This is a genomic window from Microbulbifer aestuariivivens (assembly GCF_039545115.1).
GTDB classification, from domain to species: Bacteria; Pseudomonadota; Gammaproteobacteria; order Pseudomonadales; family Cellvibrionaceae; genus Microbulbifer; species Microbulbifer aestuariivivens.
On record NZ_BAABRT010000002.1, the window covers coordinates 70,592 to 91,720 of the forward strand.

The following is a 21,129-nucleotide window of genomic DNA, read 5'->3' on the forward strand; positions in this document are numbered from 1 at the left end:
CCACCAGTTCACAGCGGTGCCGCAGAGACCTCTGGTCAGGGGGCGCTACTCTGTTAGAATGCGCGCTCTTTGCGGCAGCCGCCAAGCGGCAGGTAAGGTGGAATGAACTGGGCTGACTGGACCATCCTGGCAATTGTGGCCATCTCGACCCTGATTGGCCTCAGTCGCGGCTTTGTGCGCGAAGTTCTGTCCATGCTGACCTGGGTTGCGGCCTTTATCGTGGCCACCATGTTCCGCGATGAACTGGCCCCGCTGCTGTCGAATCTTGTCCATACGCCGTCTCTTCAGACAATCGTCGCCTTCGCAATTCTGTTTATCTTCACCTTATTGGCGGGAGCCGGTCTCAATATGACCCTGTCGGCCTTTGTGGAAGCCACGGGTCTGTCCGGGACCGACCGTGTGCTGGGCATGGTGTTCGGTCTTATGCGCGGTGCCGTGGTGGTGATGGCGATTTTGATCCTGGCCCCGGCACTGGTGCCGGTGCAGGAGGATGGCTGGTGGCGGCAGTCGGTATTGATTCCCCATTTCCTCGAATTTGAGGATCATGCGCGAAGTCTTGCGGTGGTGGTCAAGGATCTGTTTGTGAAGAGCGCTTCCGGCTGAGCCGGGGCGGCAGAGGCATTCGTGGTGCTGCCGCCGGTTTATTGAAAGAATTTTTCCCGGGGTGTCCTGTACCCCGCTCGACCAGTAGGGCTGAAATTATGTGTGGTATTGTCGGTATCGTCGGTAAGAGTGACGTCAATCTGCAACTCTACGATGCGCTTACTCTGTTGCAGCATCGTGGGCAGGACGCCGCCGGCATCGTCACCTGCGACAGTGACCGTCTCAATCAGCAGAAAGCCAATGGCCTGGTGCGCGATGTGTTCCGCGCGCGCCACATGGAGCGCCTGAAGGGCAACTTCGGTATCGGTCATGTGCGCTACCCGACAGCGGGCAGCTCCGGTCCCGCCCTGGCGCAGCCGTTTTATGTCAACTCTCCCTACGGCATCGCCCTGGCCCACAACGGCAACCTCACCAATATGAAAGAGGTGGTCGACGAAATCTTCCAGCAGGACCTGCGGCATATCAACACCGACTCCGACTCCGAAGTGCTGTTGAATGTCTTTGCGCACGAGCTGCACAAACTGGGCAAACTGCAGCCGAAAGCCGAGGATATCTTTACGGCCATGCGTGAGGTGCACAAGCGCGTCCGCGGTGGCTACGCCTGTGTGGCCCTGATCGTGGGCTACGGTATCGTCGCCTTCCGCGATCCCAACGGCATCCGCCCGCTGGTTTACGGCAAGCGCGAGACGGAAAAGGGCACCGAGTATATGGTCGCCTCCGAATCGGTGGCCCTCGACGTGCAGGGCTATACCGTGGTCCGCGATGTGGGCCCCGGCGAGGCCATCTACATCGAACTCGACGGTACGGTGCACGCGCAGGATTGTGCGGAGAATGCCAGCCTGACCCCGTGTATTTTCGAGCACGTCTATTTTGCCCGCCCCGACTCCATCATGGATGGCGTATCGGTGCACAAGGCGCGCCTGCGCCAGGGGGAGCACCTGGCAAACAAAATCCTGCGCGAGCGCCCCGATCACGATATTGATGTGGTGATTCCCATCCCCGACTCCTCCCGTTCCGCCGGACAGATGGTGGCCCATGGCCTGGGGGTCAAGTTCCGCGATGGCCTGGTGAAGAACCGCTATATCGGCCGCACCTTTATCATGCCGGGCCAGAAGCAGCGCAAGAAGTCTGTGCGCCAGAAGCTCAATGCCATCGATCTCGAATTCCGCGGCAAGAATGTATTGCTGGTGGATGATTCCATCGTGCGCGGCACCACCTGTAAGCAGATCATCCAGATGGCCAGAGAGGCCGGTGCCAACAAGGTCTACTTCGCCTCCGCCGCGCCGCCGGTGAAATATCCGAATGTGTACGGTATCGATATGCCGTCCTCGGAAGAGCTGGTGGCCCATGGCCGCACCACCGAGGAGGTCTGCGAGGTGATCGGAGCCGACTGGCTGATCTATCAGGATCTGGAAGACCTGATCGAGAGCTCCGCCGAGGGCAACAGTGCGATCAAAAAATTCGATTGCTCCGTATTCAATGGTGACTATGTGACCGGCGACGTGAACGAGCAATACCTGCAGCAGCTGCACGCGGAGCGCAATGACGAGGCGAAAAAGGGCAGCGGCAACCACAGCCCGCTCTGATCGCGCTCAGCTGTTGCGCTGAGCAGAACTGCTGAGTTGCATTACTGAGTGCTGCCGATCTCGTCCCTTATGCCGCAAAGCCCGCGCGAACAGCGCGGGCTTTTTTGTTTTTGCGTTTTTCCTAACCAGTGGCGGGAGGCTTGGACAAACTCGTTTACAATCACGGTTTTTACAGTAGTCTGTAGTCAATAATAATCCGTGACGGTGCACGAATGTTTGAAGATGATGGTTACGCTCTGGAGACTCTGGCGGTGCGCGCCGGCCAGACCCGCTCCCATGAGGGCGAGCACTCGGAGGCACTCTACCTGACCTCCAGCTATGTATTTCCCTCCGCCGCCGAAGCGGCGGCGCGCTTTACCGGCGAGAGTCCGGGCAATGTTTACTCCCGCTATACCAATCCCACCGTGCGCACCTTCGAGGAGCGCATCGCCGCGCTGGAGCAGGGCGAGGCCGCCGTGGCGACTTCCAGTGGTATGGCCGCCATTTTGAGCCTGTGCATGGCCCTGCTGAAAACCGGCGACAAGGTCATTTGCTCCCGCAGTGTCTTCGGCACCACCACCGCACTGTTCACCCGTTATATGCAAAAATTCGGAGTGCAGGTGAGCTTTGTCGACCTGACCGATATGCAGGCCTGGCGGGATGCCCTGGATAGTGATACCAAACTGCTGTTTATGGAAACCCCCTCCAATCCCCTGTGCGAAGTGGCGGATATCGGCGCGCTGGCGGAACTGGCCCACAGTGTCGGCGCGCAGCTGGTGGTGGACAACTGTTTCTGCACCCCGGCCCTGCAGCGACCGCTGACGCTCGGTGCCGATATCGTGGTGCATTCTGCCACCAAATACCTGGACGGCCAGGGCCGCTGTGTGGGCGGCGTGGTGGTCGGCAGGAAAGCGGTGATGGATGAGGTGGTGATTTTCCTGCGCACCGCCGGCCCCAGCATGAGCCCGTTCAATGCCTGGGTCTTTCTCAAGGGGCTGGAAACCCTCAACCTGCGCATGCAGGCCCACTGCCGCAACGCGCTGGCGCTGGCCTGGTGGCTGGACGAGCAGCCGGCGGTGGAGAAGGTCTATTACACCGGCCTGCCCAAACACGCCGGCCACCGGCTGGCGGCCAGCCAGCAGTCCGCCTTTGGCGGTGTCCTCAGCTTTACCGTGCATGGCGGTCGCGAGGAGGCCTGGAAGGTCATCGATGCGTGCAGGATTTTTTCCGTGACCGCGAACCTGGGCGACGCCAAGAGCACTATCGTGCATCCGGCCACCACCACCCACGGTCGGCTCAGTGACGAGGATAAGGCCCGCGCCGGCATTACCGAAAACCTGATTCGCGTGTCGGTGGGGCTCGAGAATGTCGACGACCTGCAACGGGACCTGGCCCAGGGTCTGGCGCTGCTGCAGAAATAAGGTGGGATAGGCGCCGATTGTGCGGGGCCGGCCAGAGTTGCGGAGTCCGGCACCTATGATTACTGTTGGGGTGTCAGGCGCAGTTTTCCACCACTGGCCGCCGCCCCCGTGATAAATAACTGAGCAGTAATGGATTAGCCGTGCAAAAAATTATTTCCGCCATCGTCAACGATATTGGCAGGGTGCTTCTGGGCAAGGAGCATCAGGTAAAACTGGCGCTGGCGTGTCTGTTGTCCCGGGGTCATCTGCTGATCGAGGACTTGCCCGGTATGGGCAAAACCACCCTGGCCCATGCCCTGGCCCGGGTGCTCGGCCTTTCCTACAACCGGGTGCAGTTCACCAGTGACATGCTGCCGGCGGATATCCTCGGCGTGTCGATCTTTGAGCGCGACAGCGGCAGTTTCCGTTTCCACGAGGGGCCGGTGTTCAGTCAGCTGCTGCTGGCGGATGAGATTAACCGCTCATCGCCCAAGACCCAGAGCGCGCTGCTGGAGGCCATGGAGGAGCGCCAGGTCAGCATCGACGGGGAAACCCGGCCGCTGCCGGAGCCCTTCTTTGTAATCGCCACCCAGAACCCCCTGCATCAGTCCGGCACCTTCGCGCTGCCGGAGTCCCAGCTGGACCGCTTCCTGATGCGGATCAGCCTCGGCTACCCCACACGGGAGGCCGAGCGCGCGCTGTTTCAGGGGGTGGACCCGCGCAGGGAGTTGCGCCAGCTGCAGCCGCGCATCGACGCTGCGGCCCTGCAGCGGCTGCAGGCACTGGTGGGCAAGGTGAAGGCATCGGACAGTGTGCTCGATTATCTCGAGCGCCTGATCGCCTTTACCCGCCAGAGCCCCGACTGCGCGGTGGGCCTGTCTCCCCGCGGCGCCCTGGCGCTGCTTCGTGCGGCCCGCGCCTGGGCGCTGATCGAAGGGCGCGGACACCTGCTGCCGGAGGACATACAGGCGGTACTGCCGTCCGTGGCTGGCCACCGCCTGCACAGCGAGGGCGGCGATGGCACCCAGCTGGTGGAGCGGCTGATGCACCAGGTCGACGTGATCGCGGCCTAGATGGATAGGGCGCACTTCGGGGGGGAGTCGGCAACCCAGAGCCTGCGTGCACGCTGGCGGAGGTTGACCAATCGCTGGCTGGAAAAACGTGCCCCGGCCGCTCGGGCCGTGACCCTGAGCCACCGCAAACTGTTCATTCTGCCCACCCGCGCCGGTCTGAGTTTCCTGCTGGTTATCCTGCTGCTGTGGCTGCTTGGCACCAACTACGAAAACAACCTGGTGTATGCGCTGACTTTCCTGCTGGTCAGCCTGTTGGTGGTTCTGCCGCTGCACACCTTCGCCAATCTCTCCGGCCTCAACCTGCGTTTCATTGCGGCGGCCCCCGCTTTTGCCGGTGACTATGCGCGGGTGCGGATCGAGGCCGAGCGGGGAGGGCGGCGCCCGCGGGAGCATATCGAGATTGCCTGGCCGCCCGAAGATGCCGTGCAGTTCGACCTGTTCGATACCCAGACGAGGCAAGTGGACGTGTCCATGCCGGTGACCCGGCGCGGTCGCTCCCGCGCCCCCCGTCTGCGGGTGCAGAGCCGTTACCCCCTGAGCCTGTTTCGCTGCTGGAGCCATGTGGATCTGGATATCGAATTGCTGGTTTACCCCGCGCCGCGCGACCTGGGCCCACTGCCCCTTGGCGCGGCGCAGGAGGAGGGGGACAGCCCGGAACGGCGTCGCGGCGGCGATGACTTCGCCGGGCTGCGCCCCTACCAGCCCGGGGATTCTCTCCGGCATGTGGCGTGGAAGCAGTTCGCCGGCGGGCGGGATCTGTACAGCAAGGACTACGACAGCGGCGCCGACGCGCGGTTGTGGCTCGATTGGGACCTGCTGGCCGGCCGAGAGCTGGAAACCTGCCTCAGCGGCCTGTGTCACTGGGTGCTGGAGGCGGAGCGCCGGCAGATCCCTTATGGCTTGCGTCTGCCGGGCATGACCCTGGCGCCCGCGCTGGGGGAATCCCACCGGCAGCGGGCGCTCACAGCACTGGCGGACTTCCCGCTGCAGGGGGCTTGAATGAGCCGCCCCGACGCCCTGTTGCCCCGCGAGAGCCTGCTGTGGATATTCGCCGCCCAGTTCACGGTGCTCCTGCCCCACTTCGCGCGCCTGCCGCTGTGGGTGGTGCTCGGCTGGGTGGTGGCGGTGCTGTGGCGTATTCAGGTGTACCGGGGTATTTGGGAGTACCCGAGCCGGCTGGTGAAACTGCTGGCGGTTTCGCTGGCGCTGGCTGGCCTGGTGTTTTCCTATCGGCGCTGGTTCGCGCTGGAGCCGATGGTGGCGCTGCTGGCGGTGTCGTTTGCACTGAAAAACCTGGAGCTGGTGAGTCGCCGCGATGCTTTTTTGAGCCTGCTGTTGGCCTATTTTGTGGCCGCCACGCTGTTTGTTTTCGAGCAGACCATCCCCTATGCCCTCTACGGGCTGCTTGCGGTGGTGCTGGTGACCGCGGCACTGGCCGCCCAGCAGGGGCAGTTCAGCGCTCGCCCGCGCCGTGCGCTGGGTTTGTCCATGCGCCTGCTGGCCCAGTCAATACCGCTGATGCTGCTGCTGTTTGTGGTCATCCCGAGGCTGGGGCCGCTCTGGGCGGTGCCGCAGAAGAACGATAGCGGCAGCACCGGCGTCAGCGACTCCATGAGCCCCGGCGACTTCACCGAGCTTTCCAAGTCTGACCAGCCGGCCTTGCGGATTGCCTTCGACGGCCCGTTACCGCCGCCGGATCAGCGTTACTGGCGCGGCGTGGTGTATTCCCATTTCGATGGTCGACGCTGGAGCCAGGGGCTGGGTGTCGATCCGCGGCAGGGCGCACCGGTGTACTGGCTGCCGACGGATGATGCCCTGCCGAATAGCGATCCCCTGCCGGAGATAGGGCCGCGCTACCGCTACCGGGTTATTCAGGAGCCCAGCAACAATCAATGGCTGTTCGCCATGGCGCGGCCCTACTCGGAAACGCCGGGGGTGGGCGAAACCCGCGACGACCGACTGGTGCGCTCGGCACCGGTATACAGCCGCTTTGCCTACGAGGTGAAATCCTGGCCCCGCAGCAGTCTGGCCCAGCCTGTGGAATTGGGGGACTTTGAGCGCCGGCGCAATCTGCAGTTGCCCGAAGATGGCAATATGCGCGCGCGTTCCTGGGCCCGCAGTCTGGCCAGGGAGCAGTCCAGCGGCGATGCCATCTCGCGCGCGGTGCTCGAATTCTTCAACAGCCGCTTTACCTACACCCTGAAGCCCCCGGCCCTGGGCGCGGACTCGGTCGATGAATTTCTGTTCGAAAGCCAGCAGGGTTTTTGCGAGCACTTTGCCGGCAGTTATGTCTTTCTGATGCGCGCCGCCGGAGTGCCCGCGCGGGTGGTGGCGGGTTATCAGGGAGGGGAGTGGGTCGAACAGGAGGAGTACCTGTTAGTACGGCAGTACGATGCCCACGCCTGGGCGGAGATATGGACGCCGGCGCGGGGTTGGCACAGGGTAGACCCCACCGCCGCGGTGTCCCCGGAGCGGATTCGCGATGGCCTGCAGAGTGCGGCACCGGAGGAGTTTATGGAGGATGCCCTGCTGCCGATTCACCGTATTTCACTGCTCAATCGCGCGCGCCTGCAGTGGGACATGATCAATTACCGCTGGTATCAGGCGGTGGTGAGCTTTGACAGCGACCGGCAGGAGAACCTGCTGCGAAGGCTGCTGGGACAGGTATCGCCAATGCGTCTCGCCGCCCTGCTGCTGATTCCAGTGGCCACTGGCCTCGTCCTGCTCCTGCTGTGGCTCTGGTGGGGCGGGCGAAGCCAGCGGCTGCCAAGGGCCCAGCGTCTGTACCTGAAGTTTTGCCGCCGCATGGCCCGCGCAGGCATAGCGCGCCGAAACGGCGAGGCACCGCGGGATTTTGTCCGCCGCATCGCCAGTGTGGCGCCGGGGCTGGCGCCCATGGCTTCGGCGGTGACCACCGCTTACGAGCGCGCGGCCTACGCCGAGGACCCGGCAGCGGAGCGGCAACTGGGCCGACTGTTGCGCCACTGGCGAATGCGTACCATGCTGGCGGGCGCTGCACCGCAGCAAGCCCGCACGCAGTCCTGATTGGGCCGCGTGATTTTTAGATAAAAACCCAGAAGAACTCTAGATAAGACCCACCCAACCCGGTTACCGACAGGCACTATGGCGGCAAGACTGACCAGATTTCTCCTCGGCTACGGCGGCACTGCAATGGCTACCGGCCTGCAGGTGATCCTGTTGCCGTGGATCGCCGTGGCCGTGGCGGATCTGCCCGCGCTGCAGCTGGGCTGGGTGCAGGCGTCGGTGTTGCTGCCCAATCTGGTGTTTCTGCTGTTTGGCGGTGTGCTCGCCGACCGGCGCGATTCGGCGCGGGTTGCGGGCCTGGCCTGCCTGGGGCTGGCCGCTTGCCACGGCGCGCTGCTGCTGTACTTCTCCTACCGCCTTCCCGACCTGTATGTGCTGCTGCTTTATGGTGTCTGCCTGGGGGTGTGTACCGCATTCCTGCAGCCGGCGCGGGACAGCCTGGTGCATCGCAGCGTACAGCGCAGCGAGGGCAGCGACGGCAGCGCGGTGCACAGCGGGGTGCAGCATACGGTCACCTGGATGATGCTGGCGCAATACGGCGGTCAGGCGGTGGGGATGCTGTTTGCCAGCCGCTTCGACCAGTGGGGAGTGGAAACACTGCTCTCGATCCAGGTTTCGGCACTGTTGATGGCATCCGCGCTGCTGTTTTCACTGCGCCTGCGCAGCCACGACAGCCGTCACCGGTCTCGGCTTCCGCCCGGTTTGATCAGGGAGGGTTTTACACAGGCCTGGCAGCGCCCGGCACTGCGGGAGCTGATCGCGCTGGTGGCCTTCAATGGCTTCGTGCATATCGGCGTATTTCTGGTGGTGCTGCCACTGTTAGCGGAGGACTATGGCCGTGGCGCCAGCTACTACGCCACCCTGCAACTGGCGTTTATCGCCGGCACCGTGGCGGCAAGTGTGCTGATGTTGCGGCGCGGTCAGGGGCGCGAGCCCGGCCGGGGCATCCTGATGTGCATGCTCTACAGTGCCGCCCTGCTGGTGGCGATCAGTTTAGGGCCCACACCGCTGGGTCTGTTGCTGCTGTGTGGTCTCTGGGGCGTGGTTGCCGCGGCATCCGCAGCGCTGGGGCGTTCGGTGGTGCAGATTCTGGCGCCGGAGGAGTACCGCAGTCGCATTATCTCCATCTATCAGCTGGCGCTGTTTGGCTCGGCGGCACTGGGTGCGCTGACGGCGGGGGTGGTGAGCGAGTACGCCGCCCCCTTGATGACACTGCGCTGGGCCGGGGGGGCCAGCCTGGTTGCTTTTGCGCTGTTGATCAGCAGCGGCGATTTGCGCCGCTACCGGGTCGGAATGCACGACTGACCGCCGTTTTCAGACTTCGTGCCGGTGGGGCTACCAGCGGTTGGTGATCCACAGGGTCTGATAGGGGGCGAGGGTGATCTCTCCCATCATATCCTCGAACACCTCACCGCTCAGCAGGTCTTTCCAGCAGTCGATGCCGATCAGGTTGAGGCTGGATAACAGCACCCGCTGTTCGCGGTCAGAGATATTGTTGAGGCAGAACACGCTCTGGCGGCGGTCCAGGCTCTGGCGCCAGAAGGCGAAGATCTGCTCTCCCAGATGCAGGGTGAACTGCGTGGCATTGGGGTGAAAAGCCGCCTGCTCGCGGCGCAGCTGGATCAATTCCCGCAAACGATAGAAGACCCGGTGGTGGTGGCTGTCGCGGTCGGCGAGTTTTTCGTTCAGCGCCTGTTCCTGCCACTGGCGCCGGTTGATGGCGCGATTGTGACCGTGTTCCTCCACCCGCGCATAGTCATTGGTGGTGCCCACCAGACTGTGCAGGTAAAAGGCTGGTATACCCTCGAGAGCCAGCATAATCGCATGGGCGCAGATAAAGCGCTGCAGCTGCCACTGGTCTTCGCCCGCGGTGGTGCCGCGCAGGGCATCGTACAGGGCGATGTTGATCTCGTAGGGTTTGGCACTGCCATCGTCCAGCGCCCGCCAGGAAATCCTGCCACCAAAATTCTCCATGGTCTGGATCAGCGCCTGCTGTTCTTCATCGCTCAGCAGCCCCTCCACCGGGCGCAGCCCAATGCCGTCGTGAGAGGCGATAAAGTTGAAATAAGTGGTGCCGTTCTGTGCCGGCGGCATGCTCATCAGCCAGTTCTTGAGGTGGTGGCAGTTGCCACTCACCAGCGTGTGCACCAGTAACGGCGGCAGGGAAAAGTTGTAGATCAGGTGCGCTTCGTTGGCGTTGCCGAAATAAGAGAGGTTTTCCCGGTTGGGGATATTGGTTTCGGTGATGATGATGGCGTTGGGGTCGGCATGCTCCACCAGCGTGCGCAGCAGGCGCACAATCTCGTGGGTTTCCTCCAGATTGATACAGCTGGTGCCGATCTTCTTCCACAGAAAGGCCACCGCATCCAGACGGAAAATACGCACACCCATATCCAAGTAGAGGCGGATAATATCCACCATCTCCAGCAGTACTTTCGGGTTGCGGAAATCCAGATCGATCTGGTCGTGACCGAAGGTGCACCAGACACAGCGGGATTCATCTCCGTTTTTTACCGAGCGCAACAGCGGCGTAGTCCGAGGCCGCACCACACCGCTCAAGTCTTCGTTCGGGTGCACGGTGAAGAAATAGTCCCGGCCCGGATCCTGGTTGCGCTGGAAATTGATAAACCACTGGTGCTGCGAAGAACAGTGATTGATGACCAAATCCGCCATCAGGTGGAAGTCGGTACTGATGGGCAGGATGTCGTTCCAGTCGCCGAGACTCGGGTCCACCTGCCGGTAGTCGATCACCGCGAAACCGTCATCACTGGAGTAGGGAAAGAACGGCAGTATGTGCACGCTGTTGATCAGCATGGTGAAGTGGGTTTTGAGGAAGTGATGCAGCGTCTTCAGGGGGTGCTGGTTGCCGCTCAGGATGGTGTTGCCATAGGTGATGACCACGATGTCGGTCTCATCCCAGAGGTCCTTGTGCGGCAATGGCGTCTGGCAGTCCTCGTCGAGCCGCATCACCCGCACCAGCTCCTCGGCCAGGCCGCAGTCCTGCAGGTGCGGGTAGATAACTTTCAGGTGATCGCAGACCTTCTGCAGCAGCAGGTCTCGAGTCGGCAGGTCGGTGCTCTGTTGGCTACTCATGGGCATCCTTTCACTCAGGGACAGTATTCCTGGTAATCCGCTTCGACGGCCTCGTTGAGTTCCAGCAAAAACTCCGGCGCGGCACTGGTGATGCGGCTCCAGCTGGGGATAAACGGCGTTTCCATCGGATTTTCCAAAAAGGTCTGGCCCGCTTTCATCAGGTTGCGGGCGAACAGTTCCACCGTCTCTTCCTCCCGGTGAATGTCGAATGAAAGTCCGTTCATGATGGCGTCGTTGCGGTAGGTCTCGACGAAATCCAGCGCAATGCGGAAATAGGTGGCCTTGATGCTGCGGAAGATTTCCGATGAAAAGACAATCCCCTGGGTGGCGAGCTTGCGAAACAGGGATTTTGAAATGTCGATGGACATTTTCGACAGCCCGCCCTGGTCGTCGTGAAAGGAGACAGACTGGTGTTTGTGGTCGTAGCAGTGGGCAATATCCACCTGGCACAGGCGATTGGTGGAGTAATTGCGATACATTTCTGAAAGCACGCCGATTTCCAGCCCCCAATCGCTGGGGATGCGCAGATCGTTGATGACGTCGCGGCGGAAAGAAAATTCACCGGCCAGGGCGTAGCGAAAGCTGTCCATGTAATTCAGATAATCGCTGTGGCCATAGATTTTCTGCAGGGTACGGATCAGCGGTGTGACCAGCAGGCGGCAGACGCGACCGTTGATCTTGCCTGAGGCCACCCGCGAGTAGAACCCCTTGCAGAACTCGTAATTGAAGTTCGGGTTGGCGATGGGATAAAACAGCCGCGCCAGCAGCGAGCGGTCGTAGGTGATGATGTCGCAGTCGTGCAGGGCGATCGCCTCGCCGCGACGGGAGGATAGGATATAGCCGAGACAGTACCAGACGTTGCGGCCCTTGCCCGGCTCCAGCGGCGCCAGGCCGCGCTCCTGCAGCTTGGCATCCAGTTCCCGCAGGCGCGGGCCATCGTTCCAGAGCACCCGCACATGCTGTGGCAGCTTGCTGAATTGCTGCAAGGCGTCCCGGTATTGCGACTTGTCGGCGCGGTCGAGCCCAATCACAATCTCCGACAGGTAGGGAACCCGGGACAGCTCCTCGAGAATTTTGGGCAATGCCTCCCCTTCGAGCTCGGAATACAGCGAGGGCAGCAGCAGGGACATGGGCCGCTGGCGGGAGAACTCAACCAGCTCCCGTTCCATTTCCTCCAGGGGCCTGTGCGACAGGTTGTGGAGGGTGGTAATACTGCCGTTCTGGAAAAAATCAGTCACTGGGCGCTCCTGGGGTTATTCCGCGTTTTTCATTGCCGCCCTCATGCGGAGGATGGGAAAACGCTGGCTTTCTCTCTGGGTTGTGCTGCTGGTTGATCCTGGCGATCTTTCTCGTTTGTCTTTCCAGCTTGTCTTTCTTGTTTTACCTTGCAGTTATTCTCTGTCGTCTTTCTTTTGATTTATTTGGCTCTTTTTGTGGGACTCTATATCGGCTTGCCAGACTTGGTGCGCTTAACCGTGCGCTTGTCGGTGCTGTTGTTGATGCTTTTGTCAGTGTTGGCCTCGCCGAAGCCGCAGCCCGGGAATACCAGTTCACCAATTACCTGCCGCCAGCCAAGAGGCCCCTCGGCGCGGCTGACGATGACCCGCCGTGCTGGGGTGGAGGCTAAAACCGGCGCGGGACGATTTGCGGCGCGGATGATGACGGCGACATCCGCCACCGCCAGCATATCCAGATCGTTTTCGCTGTCGCCGGCGCAGATCAGGGCAATGTCTTCACGCCCTGCGTGCCGATAACAGCGGCGGAGAATCTCCGTTGTCCGCCCCTTGTCCGTCGGCCCCTGCAGGTGCAGAAAACGGCCCCCCTGCAGGGTGGCAAGTCCGGCCTCACGGGCGCGCTGGCGAAAGGCGCTTTTTTCTGCCTCGCTGCCCCGCCACAGCAGCGGTTCGGAATAGCGTCTTTGCTTGGCCAGTTCGGCCTGTTCGCTGGAAAGGCCGGTGGCCTCGGTGATTTCAGCCGTAGAGGCGCGGGAAAAAGCCAGGTAGGGCGCATCGTGTTTGACGGCGTCGGCTTCAAGGTAGCGCAGCAGCGTTTCCCGCGGTGTACCGGTTTCCAGAATCAGCATTCCGTCAGCGCTTTCGAGAGCCGCTATGCCCGCAGGAAGGTTGGGAAAATAACTCCGGGGGATGACAATGGCGGAACCGTTTTCACAGATAAACGGATGCTGGTTTTGCAGTTCACTCTGCAGGGCCAGCATTTCGCTGAGGGTTTTACTACTGTTCAGCACCACTGGGATTGCGGCGCTTTCGAGCCTGGCCAGCAGCGGGTCCACCGGCGTGTGGGAGTAATCGAAGTGATCGAGCAGGGTGCCATCCAGATCAGTCACGATTAACCAGGCGTGATCGGTTTCTGTTGCCAGTGCGTCGTGCTGTCGCTGTTGTCGTGGTGCCTTGCTCATCACTGCCCTGTCATTGTGCGTCCAATACAGTAATCCAAATTTAGTGCCAGAAGAGACAGCACAGTGAGAATGTCGCGCTTGCGACACCGATTTCTCTTGCCGGGGTTCACTAGTGGTTGAGAACTCAATGATGCCCAGCGCAATGGGAGGCGACTGGTGTTGCACCAGACTGGTGAGGCGTTTTCTCTCTGCACAGTTTGCCGCCCTTCTTTAGGGCGCTCCTGCGTGGCGATGCTGGAAGGTGGAAATGCACGCCGTTATTTTTTGTTTACGCCGTAAGCCGGCGGGTTTCTGCAGCAAGACGCTTTTGTGCCACCCGCGGTTGCCATATATTCACTTTCACTGTCGTCAATCACGGCATGGCGTTTTCTTGCCTTGTGGCGGTCTTATGGCGGTCTTATGGCGGTCTTATGGCGGTGTAGTGGCGGTGTGACAGTGGAATATTTTTAAAAGCCTATCAAGGAGGAGAAGCATGAGTTGGAGTAAACCAAATATGGCGGCCGGTGCCTGCTGGGGAATCCTGGCGCATCGGGAAGTGGGGCAGTTTCATCCAGAGTTGCACCCGTTTGCCAGCGCCGGCACCTTTTCGTTGGCCATGCTGCTTTATTACAACCCGCATGCCTCCAGCCAGCACCAGGAGCTGCGGGCTTCCAGCCTGGCTGAGCAGTTCGTGGCATATTTGTTTCATTTCTACCGCCCCGGTTTCGAGCGTTTGGATGATGGTGGCGATCCCCAGCAGCGTCTGAAAGATCTGCAAAAAAAAGTATACGAGCTGTTCCTGCAGCCGCAAGGCAAGACGCTGGACCATCTGGCTTTGTTGCTGGATGAGGAACTGGTTTTTGCCGATGAAGTAGCGGAGGCGGAAGCATGATCAGCTTTGAAAAGTTTAAAAACACCACCTCGCAAGCCATAGCCGCCCTGTTGGTGATGGTGGGCGCCTACTCCACGGCGGAAGCCAATGATGCCGCCGCCAGCAAATCGTTTGAGCTGGTCGCCCTCTCCAGTGACGAGGCTGATCGCACCGCACTGGGGATTGATTTTGAGATCAATCGCCTGAATCTGGGGCCCGTACTGTTTTCCGCGCAGGGCGTGTACTCGTTTGATGACGCGGTGCGTTCACAGGATATGATGCGCTTTGGCTTCAGTCGCGAGCTGGCCTCGGTCCAGAACTGTTATCAGGTCAACCCCGCTGGCGGTCAGCCACCGGTAGCGGTCAGCCCGGGGACTATTCCGCAGGGCCCGGGGCCCGCCAACAACTGCCCCTGGGGGCGCTGGAGCCTTGCCGCATCCGCCAGTCATGAGACCGACCAGGATTTTGACGACGGGCAGACGGTGCTGGCTTTTGACGGCGTACTGGAAATGCCCGCCGCTGATCAAAACCCCACTTTTGCGCAGTTTTACGCCCTTTTGGATTTTGCTCCCGGCCTGCTGCGCGCGGCGACCGGTTACCCGGCGGATCATGAACTGGGTTCGGCCCTGCGGCCGATTGTTTCTCTGGCGCTGGGCCATGTCGATCCGCAAGAGGACACGCAGCGGCAGGAACTGCTGGGTAAGCTGGATGAATACTACCGGGCGGAGGGTGAGATCTCGATGAGCACACCGGTGGGGCTGTTCGACGGCAAGCCCGTGCTGCTCGCCTATGACTACCGCTACTTCCGTGAACTGGACGCCGATGCGGCCATCAAGGGTGCCAATCTGCATCGCAGCCGCCTGCTGCAGTTTTCCCTGCGTATGCCCAGCGATAATGATCGCGGCTATGCCTTTGTGGGCTACTCCTCGGGCCGGCTGCCGTTCGGCATAGAGGACGACGTGCTGCAGTTGGGCTGGAGCTACAGCCTCTAGGGCCGTTTTGGCGGGTAAAGATGCCCTCGCGAGCGAGGGCATTCCCCTTTTTTGCCCGCCCATCCACACATTCGCGGGGCCGGGCTCACTAGCCGGCCCGAGCCTGTGGAAGGCTCTCTGTTGGATGTTTTATCCGCGGGAAAGCCATCCCGTAATGATGCAGGGTTTTGCCTGCTGAGTCCTGCGCCCCCGCGCTGATTTCTTCACGCTCATGAAGCGGGTCACCGCGTCGATCATCCATCCGCTTTGCTGCCTTCCCGGTGCTGCCTTCCTGGTGTTGCGTCAATCGGCCCGTCGAGAAAGTCTGCGGGATAGTTCGGCCATCCAACTCTCTGGCCAGTCCGCTGTGTAAACCCTTCTCACCGCCTTGGTTTTATTGCTGAGATTATGCTGCCGGTTTTTGGCATTGCCCCTTCATTGCCCGTTCACTGCGCTTTCATTGACCTTTCATTGCGCTTTGATTGCCACTTTCAGTGGGGGGGCAATGTGCTCGCGCCATGGATGCCGCCAGTTTTCGCCGCCAGTGCGGGTTCCATGCCGGCGCCGATGCCCGGCCGTGGCCGGGCTTGGCGTTGCTCGCTGTGACCTGTGATCTGTGACCACAGTCGCCTGAGTCGCCAGAGTTACTCGGAGTGACTCGGAGTGACTCGGAGTGACTCGGAGTGACTCGGAGTGACTCGGAGTGACTCGGAGTGACTCAGGGCGCGCGGCAGGGCAGGCAGCGCGCGTAGATGGCGCGAGGGTCCCGGTACCCCTGCAGTTCCGCCAGCGGGTCGAGGGCCGGCTGCAGGCTGCTGAGCCAGGCGCCAAGGGGCAGGTTGGACTGAATGCCATCGCTGATACGGGCGTCGATATTTTCCGACAGCGCGAGCATAAAGCGCTCCCCCGGGGACAGTTCTGGCTTGATCTCCACGAGTTCATAGGCATCCAGTTCCGCCAGTTTGGCGGCGCCGGCGATGGCGTCATTCAGGTTGCCCAGTTCATCCACCAGGCCCAGTTGCTGGGCGGTGCGGCCTGTCCACACCTGTCCCTGGGCAATCTTGTGGATTTCTTCGGGGGTGCTGCCGCGGGCTTCGGCAACGATGCGCAGGAAGCGGTCGTAGGTGTTGTCGACACCCAGCTGCAGCACCTCCGCGGCCACTTCCGGCAGGGCGCGATCGAGGCGCATGGTGCCCGCCAGGTCGGAAGTGCCGACCCCGTCGTTGTAGATGCCGAGGGACTCGAGGGACTCCTCAAAGGTGGGGAAGGCGCCAAAAACGCCGATGGAACCCGTGATCGTGGAGGGTGTCGCCCAGATCTGGTCGCCGGCGGTGGCAATCCAGTAACCGCCGGAAGCGGCCACGCTGCCCATGGAGATAACCACCGGTATGTTCGCCTCCCGTGTTGCCAGCAGCTCCTGGCGAATGGCCTCGGAGGCAAAGGCGGAACCGCCGCCGCTGTCGATACGCAACACCAATGCGTCCACTTGCTTCTCGCGCGCCTCGCTGATCAATTGCCCGAGGCTGGCGCTGCCGATCTGTCCCGCCGGTGCCTCGCCGTCAACAATGGTGCCGGAGGCGAAGATCAGGGCCACTTTCTCCCTGCCGGGTGCCGGGGGCAGTTGTGTCAGGCGCTGGTTGCGCAGATAGGGCAGGGCATCAATGGACTTATACGATTGCCCTTCACTGCCAACGCCGATTTTTTCCTGCAGGGCCTTGACCGCAATCCGGCGGCTGGCCAGGTGATCCACCAGCTGGCTGGCAAGGGCGGCCTCCGCCCAGCTGCCGTCATGCGCGCGCAGATTTTCCGGCAGCTGCTCGATGAACATGTCGATGGCCTGCGGTTGCAGGTTGCGCAGGCCGGTCACCTGCTCGGTGTACTCGCCCCAGAGTTCGTATAACCAGCGCTGATTGTTTTCGCGGGACGCGGGTGACATGTCGTCACGGGTATAGGGCTCGATAAAGTCCTTGTAGTCCCCCACCCGGAATACGTGGAAGTTGACCTTGAGCTTATCCAGCGCACTTTTGAAGTAATTGCGGTAAAGGCCAAAGCCGGTCAGCAACACCGATCCCATGGGGTTCAGGTAAATCTCATCGGCGTGGCTGGCGAGGAAGTATTGAGTCTGGGTGAAGTTGTCGCCCACCGCGTAGATGGGCTTGCCGCTCGATTTGAAGCGCTGCAGGGCTGCGCCGATCTCCTCCAGCTTGCTGAGGCCGCCGCCCATCAGGTAATCCAGCTCCAGCACGATGGAGGAGATGCGCTTGTCCTTGGCGGCAAAGTCGATGGCGTCGACAAGATCCTTGACCCGTGTCTCTGCCGGGCCGCTGGGGCCACCGAGGAAGGCGGGCAGGCCGGTGGGGGGCGTGCGTTCGTCCACCAGAAAGCCGGAGAGACCAATCTTCAGGGCGGCGCCCTGCGGCACGGTCAGTTGTTCTTCCTGACCAAAAATCGCCAGCAGAACAAAAAACAGTATGAGGAGAAACAGCAGGTTGGTGAACACCCGGCGCAACCAGGTAATGGAGCCGCCAATGGCTCCAAAGAAGCGGCGAATGAATCCCTTCTGATGGGTTGTATCGGTCAAACTTCATCTCTCCTTAGCGTGGATGGCTGCCAGCCATTGGCGTATTGCTGATGTTTCTGATTGCAGGTATTTCTGAACTGTCTCTGCCCCGTCGACATGCGCATCCTTTTATTGGCAGGCTGTGCGGCCGGGGGAATTACTGTGCGGTTTGCCAGCGACTGGTCATCATGGCGGACAGGAAAAGGGTAAGGCTCAATACCAGCAGGGCGCCATGTTGCCAGCCGCGCCCCGGCATCATTACGTCGACCACGGCGGCACAGATATACACCAGCAGGATAAAGCAGAGCCACAGCAGGCTGCGCGAATGGCCCTTAATCAGGCCAGGCAGCACCAGCAGCAGGGGCACGACTTGCAGTACCCACAGCTTGATGGAGCCTCCCGGCAGGAACAGGTTCCAGACCGCGAACAGCAGCATCATGCCGATGTAGCAGATCCAGTTTAGGCGCCAGCCGATCACCACCTTGCGTTGCGGTTGTTCACTCATAGTCCACCTTCCAGACGTTGGGCCAGCTTGCCAAGCCGCGCCCCCTGGGCCCGGCACAGGCTGCGCTCTTCTTCGCTCAGCTCCGCGCCACCGGCACCGGACCAGTGGGAGGCGCCATAGGGGGTGCCGCCGCTGCGGGTGTGCATCAGCTCCGCTTCGGAGTAGGGGATGCCCGCAATCACCATGCCCTGGTGCAGGAGCGGCAACATCATCGACAGCAGGGTGGTTTCCTGGCCGCCGTGCAGGCTGCCGGTGGAGGTAAATACGCCGGCGGGTTTGCCGGCCAGGCTGCCATCGAGCCACAGGTCGCTGCTCTGGTCGAGAAAGTGCCTAAGCGGCGCCGCCATATTGCCGAAACGGGTCGGACTGCCGAGCAGCAGGCCGGCGCAGTGGCGAAGCTCTGCGGGGGTGCAGTAGGGGGCGCCGGCATCGGGCACCGGTGGCAGGCTGGCTTCGGTATCCGGGGAAACCGCCGGCACCGTGCGCAGGCGGGCGGCGATACCGCTGGACTCCACACCGCGGGCGATTTCTGTCGCCATGCTGGCGGTGGCGCCGGTGCGGCTGTAATAGAGAATGAGCACGTAAGGCTCTTCAGCTGCACTACCTGCGTTGCTGCTCATCACAGCAGCTCCAGCACGTTTTCCGGCGGGCGGCCGAGAACAGCCCTGTCGCCGTGCACGACGATCGGGCGCTCGATCAGCTTGGGGTGCGCGACCATGGCTTCGATCAGCTGCGCCTCGGTCAGTTCCGGGTTTTTCAGCTGCAGAGTCTTGTAGGCTTCCTCGCCGCTGCGCAGCAGGTCCCGTGCCGGGATTCCCAGCTTCTGCAGCAGCCCGGACAGGGCTTCAGCGCTGGGCGGGGTCTCGAGGTAGAGAACCACTTCCGGTTCAACGCCGTTCTCTTGCAGCAGCTGCAGGGTCTGGCGGGATTTTGAACAGCGCGGGTTGTGGTAAATCGTCCACATAACAACGGTATCCTGTTAAGGTTTGGCGTATTCTAACCGAATAGCCACGGCGAGTTCTAAGCTGTTCGGCTCTGTTCGCCAGGGGGGCATACTTCGCTGCCTGATTTCCCCGACGAGGCCCGCTGGCCGGGTTTACTGGCAAGCGCCTGAAGGTGCTTTTGCGCACAGCGGGCGAGCTTAAAAATGATGTCATTAGAACGGCCGGCAAGGAGCCGGGGCAGAAGTGCCGCGCCCCCTCCCACGGCCCCAAACGAGCAATAACGGAAAACATCATGACGGAAACGGTACAACGCTGGCGACACTTTCTCCTTTCGCTGTGGGCGCTCTTTGGCGAGAAAAACTGCCGGCAGAGCGCGGCGGCCCTCACTTATATGACACTGTTCGCCATCGTGCCGCTGGTGACAGTCAGCTATGCCATGCTCTCACTGTTTCCGGATTTTGCCGGACTGGAAAGCAAGCTGCAGGAGCAGATTTTTTCGCACTTTGTTCCCGAGAGCGGACGCGAGGTGCAGGAGTACATCAGCAACTTCTCCTCCCAGGCCCAGCGCCTCACCGGCCCTGGTATTGCGATCCTGCTGGTGACCGCCGGGCTGATGCTGCGCAACATCGAAAATACCTTCAACGCAATCTGGGATATTCCCCGCGGGCGCAGCGGCGTATCCAGCTTCCTGCTTTACTGGGCGGTGCTCAGCCTGGGGCCGATTCTGCTGGGTGCCGGGCTTGCCGCCACCACCTTTCTTTTTTCGCAACGGGTTTTCCTTTCGGAAAATGACAGTCTCGGCCTGCTGCCGGTTGTGCTTGGAGCTTTGCCGTGGCTGACCAACGCCATCGCCTTTACTTTGCTGTTTGTCGCCGTGCCCAACTGCAGGGTGCCGCTGCGTCAGGGTATTGCCGGGGGGGTGATCACGGCCTTCGCGTTTGAAGTGGCGAAGAACCTGTTCGGCATTATGGTTGCCCGCAGTTCGGTGCAGGCAATCTACGGCGCTTTCGCTTTCGTACCACTGTTCCTGATCTGGATGTACCTGATCTGGATGATTGTGCTGGCCGGCTGTGTGTTGGTGCGCACCATGTCGGTCTACCATGCGGCGAGCCAGGGCCGGCAGTATTCCGATGTCATGGCGTCGCTGATACTGCTGTGGGAAACCTTCAAGCGCTACCAGCAGGGACAGCCGCTGCGGGATGGGGATATTTCCCGGGCTGGCGTCAAGCCCGCGCAGTGGCGACGCATTCGCAAAGTGCTGCAGGACAAAAAAATCATCACCCAGACAGAGCGCAACGATTATGTGTTGCAGCGTGATCTGGACGCCATCGAGCTGATGGACCTGGTCAACTGGTTGCACCCGAGCCCTATCTCGGGTCGCAGCCTGCGGGATTTCCAGGGCCAGCCATGGTATGAGGCGGTGGAACAGCGCTTTGCCAAGACCCAGGACTACGCCAGCGAAAAACTGTCGGTGAATGTTGGCGAGGTGTTTCGTCAGGCCTGGGAGCAGGAAAGCAAGCAGGACCGGGAAAGCCCACCCGGCAATCCCAAAGCGCCGCAAGCGGGCAACAAGCCGAAGCCCCCAGCGGCGGACAAGGCCAATAACAAAGGTGGAGAAAGCAGTGGCAAATCGAAGTCTGATATGGACAGCATGGGCGGCCTGTCTTTTTTTGGGCGTCGCAATAAGCGGGTGTGAGCGCAGTCAGTCGCTGGTGTTTCACACTGTCACGGGAGAAACGGTGCAGGCTGAAGGAAAGACCCTGCTGATCAATTACTGGGCCGAGTGGTGTAAACCCTGTCGGAAGGAGATTCCCGAGCTCAATGCGCTGGCTGCTGAGTATGACGATGTGCTGGTGCTGGGGGTCAATTACGATGCGCTTCCCGCCGCGGAGATCGCTGCGCAGGCCCGGCGGCTCGGTATCGAGTTTCCAGTCATCAGCGACGATCCGGCCGGGCTCTGGCAGCGGCCGCGGCCGCAGGTGCTGCCCAGCACTTTTGTCATCGGTCCCGACAATCGCTGGCGGGCGACTCTGGTGGGCCCTCAGACTGTCGAAACCCTCGCTTCGGCACTGGGCTTGAGCGGCAAGCACACAAGCGAGTGATT

At 61.4% G+C, this 21,129-nt stretch carries 18 protein-coding genes; 11 read left to right on the forward strand and 7 right to left on the reverse strand.

Going from position 1 to position 21,129, the window contains the following annotated elements:
* Positions 1-102 precede the first annotated feature (102 nt).
* The 7 genes from ABEA58_RS01500 (at position 103) to ABEA58_RS01530 (ending at position 8,991) form a co-directional block, all read left to right on the forward strand.
* Positions 103-603 carry a CvpA family protein gene (locus tag ABEA58_RS01500; protein ID WP_345548174.1) on the forward strand — a complete coding sequence of 167 codons (501 nt, stop codon included), beginning with the start codon at positions 103-105 and terminating at the stop codon, positions 601-603.
* Positions 604-701: 98 nt separating this feature from the next.
* Positions 702-2,189, forward strand: a complete 1,488-nt coding sequence (gene purF, locus ABEA58_RS01505; protein WP_345548176.1) for an amidophosphoribosyltransferase — start codon at positions 702-704, stop codon at positions 2,187-2,189.
* Between the two features lie 212 nt (positions 2,190-2,401).
* The gene (locus ABEA58_RS01510; RefSeq protein ID WP_345548178.1) at positions 2,402-3,589 is read left to right on the forward strand and encodes an O-succinylhomoserine sulfhydrylase; all 1,188 of its coding nucleotides are present in this window, start codon (positions 2,402-2,404) and stop codon (positions 3,587-3,589) included.
* A gap of 140 nt (positions 3,590-3,729) precedes the next feature.
* The gene (locus tag ABEA58_RS01515; protein WP_345548180.1) at positions 3,730-4,641 is read left to right on the forward strand and encodes an AAA family ATPase; all 912 of its coding nucleotides are present in this window, start codon (positions 3,730-3,732) and stop codon (positions 4,639-4,641) included.
* Positions 4,642-5,640, forward strand: a complete 999-nt coding sequence (locus ABEA58_RS01520) for a DUF58 domain-containing protein (protein ID WP_345548181.1) — start codon at positions 4,642-4,644, stop codon at positions 5,638-5,640.
* Positions 5,641-7,686: a transglutaminase TgpA family protein gene (locus tag ABEA58_RS01525; RefSeq protein ID WP_345548183.1), complete on the forward strand. Its 2,046-nt coding sequence runs from the start codon at positions 5,641-5,643 to the stop codon at positions 7,684-7,686.
* A 78-nt stretch (positions 7,687-7,764) separates the two neighbouring features.
* On the forward strand, positions 7,765-8,991 hold the full coding sequence (locus ABEA58_RS01530; protein WP_345548185.1) for an MFS transporter: 1,227 nt from the start codon (positions 7,765-7,767) through the stop codon (positions 8,989-8,991).
* A gap of 30 nt (positions 8,992-9,021) precedes the next feature.
* On the opposite strand, the gene ABEA58_RS01535 is transcribed toward ABEA58_RS01530, so the two are convergent.
* From ABEA58_RS01535 to ABEA58_RS01545, 3 genes are all read right to left on the reverse strand, one after another.
* Positions 9,022-10,779 carry a sugar phosphorylase gene (locus ABEA58_RS01535; protein ID WP_345548187.1) on the reverse strand — a complete coding sequence of 586 codons (1,758 nt, stop codon included), beginning with the start codon at positions 10,777-10,779 and terminating at the stop codon, positions 9,022-9,024.
* A gap of 14 nt (positions 10,780-10,793) precedes the next feature.
* Positions 10,794-12,017 carry a glycosyltransferase family protein gene (locus tag ABEA58_RS01540; RefSeq protein ID WP_345548189.1) on the reverse strand — a complete coding sequence of 408 codons (1,224 nt, stop codon included), beginning with the start codon at positions 12,015-12,017 and terminating at the stop codon, positions 10,794-10,796.
* Positions 12,018-12,220: 203 nt separating this feature from the next.
* Entirely contained in the window at positions 12,221-13,195 is a 975-nt protein-coding gene (locus ABEA58_RS01545; protein WP_345548191.1) for an HAD-IIB family hydrolase, read from the reverse strand.
* Positions 13,196-13,667: 472 nt separating this feature from the next.
* On the opposite strand from ABEA58_RS01545, the gene ABEA58_RS01550 reads away from it, so the two are divergent.
* Positions 13,668-14,066 (forward strand): hypothetical protein, encoded by a 399-nt coding sequence (locus ABEA58_RS01550; protein WP_345548193.1) that lies wholly within the window; start codon positions 13,668-13,670, stop codon positions 14,064-14,066.
* A complete protein-coding gene (locus ABEA58_RS01555; protein WP_345548195.1) occupies positions 14,063-15,037 on the forward strand; it encodes a hypothetical protein in 975 nt (324 codons plus the stop codon). The genes ABEA58_RS01550 and ABEA58_RS01555 overlap by 4 nt, the downstream gene beginning before the upstream one ends.
* 697 nt (positions 15,038-15,734) lie before the next feature.
* On the opposite strand, the gene sppA is transcribed toward ABEA58_RS01555, so the two are convergent.
* The 4 genes from sppA to arsC form a co-directional block, all read right to left on the reverse strand.
* The gene (sppA, locus tag ABEA58_RS01560; protein ID WP_345548197.1) at positions 15,735-17,597 is read right to left on the reverse strand and encodes a signal peptide peptidase SppA; all 1,863 of its coding nucleotides are present in this window, start codon (positions 17,595-17,597) and stop codon (positions 15,735-15,737) included.
* Between the two features lie 136 nt (positions 17,598-17,733).
* Positions 17,734-18,081 (reverse strand): DUF2069 domain-containing protein, encoded by a 348-nt coding sequence (locus tag ABEA58_RS01565; RefSeq protein ID WP_345548199.1) that lies wholly within the window; start codon positions 18,079-18,081, stop codon positions 17,734-17,736.
* A complete protein-coding gene (wrbA, locus tag ABEA58_RS01570; protein WP_345548200.1) occupies positions 18,078-18,701 on the reverse strand; it encodes an NAD(P)H:quinone oxidoreductase in 624 nt (207 codons plus the stop codon). Before wrbA ends, ABEA58_RS01565 begins: the two co-directional genes overlap by 4 nt.
* Positions 18,701-19,045: an arsenate reductase (glutaredoxin) gene (gene arsC / locus ABEA58_RS01575; RefSeq protein ID WP_345548202.1), complete on the reverse strand. Its 345-nt coding sequence runs from the start codon at positions 19,043-19,045 to the stop codon at positions 18,701-18,703. Before arsC ends, wrbA begins: the two co-directional genes overlap by 1 nt.
* A gap of 272 nt (positions 19,046-19,317) precedes the next feature.
* Here arsC and ABEA58_RS01580 point away from each other — a divergent pair, with 272 nt between their 5' ends.
* Both ABEA58_RS01580 and ABEA58_RS01585 read left to right on the forward strand, forming a co-directional pair.
* The gene (locus tag ABEA58_RS01580) at positions 19,318-20,721 is read left to right on the forward strand and encodes a YihY family inner membrane protein (protein ID WP_345548204.1); all 1,404 of its coding nucleotides are present in this window, start codon (positions 19,318-19,320) and stop codon (positions 20,719-20,721) included.
* A 43-nt stretch (positions 20,722-20,764) separates the two neighbouring features.
* The gene (locus ABEA58_RS01585) at positions 20,765-21,127 is read left to right on the forward strand and encodes a TlpA family protein disulfide reductase (protein WP_345548206.1); all 363 of its coding nucleotides are present in this window, start codon (positions 20,765-20,767) and stop codon (positions 21,125-21,127) included.
* Positions 21,128-21,129 lie beyond the last annotated feature (2 nt).

Excerpts from the sequence above, each read along its gene's own strand:
- ABEA58_RS01580 (WP_345548204.1), top strand. The coding sequence starts at position 19,318 with ATGACGGAAACGGTACAACGCTGGCGACACTTTCTCCTTTCGCTGTGG.
- ABEA58_RS01565 (WP_345548199.1), bottom strand. The coding sequence starts at position 18,081 with ATGAGTGAACAACCGCAACGCAAGGTGGTGATCGGCTGGCGCCTAAAC.
- ABEA58_RS01535 (WP_345548187.1), bottom strand. The coding sequence starts at position 10,779 with ATGAGTAGCCAACAGAGCACCGACCTGCCGACTCGAGACCTGCTGCTG.
- ABEA58_RS01510 (WP_345548178.1), top strand. The coding sequence starts at position 2,402 with ATGTTTGAAGATGATGGTTACGCTCTGGAGACTCTGGCGGTGCGCGCC.
- arsC (WP_345548202.1), bottom strand. The coding sequence starts at position 19,045 with ATGTGGACGATTTACCACAACCCGCGCTGTTCAAAATCCCGCCAGACC.
- ABEA58_RS01555 (WP_345548195.1), top strand. The coding sequence starts at position 14,063 with ATGATCAGCTTTGAAAAGTTTAAAAACACCACCTCGCAAGCCATAGCC.
- ABEA58_RS01550 (WP_345548193.1), top strand. The coding sequence starts at position 13,668 with ATGAGTTGGAGTAAACCAAATATGGCGGCCGGTGCCTGCTGGGGAATC.
- ABEA58_RS01500 (WP_345548174.1), top strand. The coding sequence starts at position 103 with ATGAACTGGGCTGACTGGACCATCCTGGCAATTGTGGCCATCTCGACC.
- ABEA58_RS01545 (WP_345548191.1), bottom strand. The coding sequence starts at position 13,195 with ATGAGCAAGGCACCACGACAACAGCGACAGCACGACGCACTGGCAACA.
- ABEA58_RS01530 (WP_345548185.1), top strand. The coding sequence starts at position 7,765 with ATGGCGGCAAGACTGACCAGATTTCTCCTCGGCTACGGCGGCACTGCA.
- ABEA58_RS01520 (WP_345548181.1), top strand. The coding sequence starts at position 4,642 with ATGGATAGGGCGCACTTCGGGGGGGAGTCGGCAACCCAGAGCCTGCGT.
- wrbA (WP_345548200.1), bottom strand. The coding sequence starts at position 18,701 with ATGAGCAGCAACGCAGGTAGTGCAGCTGAAGAGCCTTACGTGCTCATT.
- purF (WP_345548176.1), top strand. The coding sequence starts at position 702 with ATGTGTGGTATTGTCGGTATCGTCGGTAAGAGTGACGTCAATCTGCAA.
- ABEA58_RS01525 (WP_345548183.1), top strand. The coding sequence starts at position 5,641 with ATGAGCCGCCCCGACGCCCTGTTGCCCCGCGAGAGCCTGCTGTGGATA.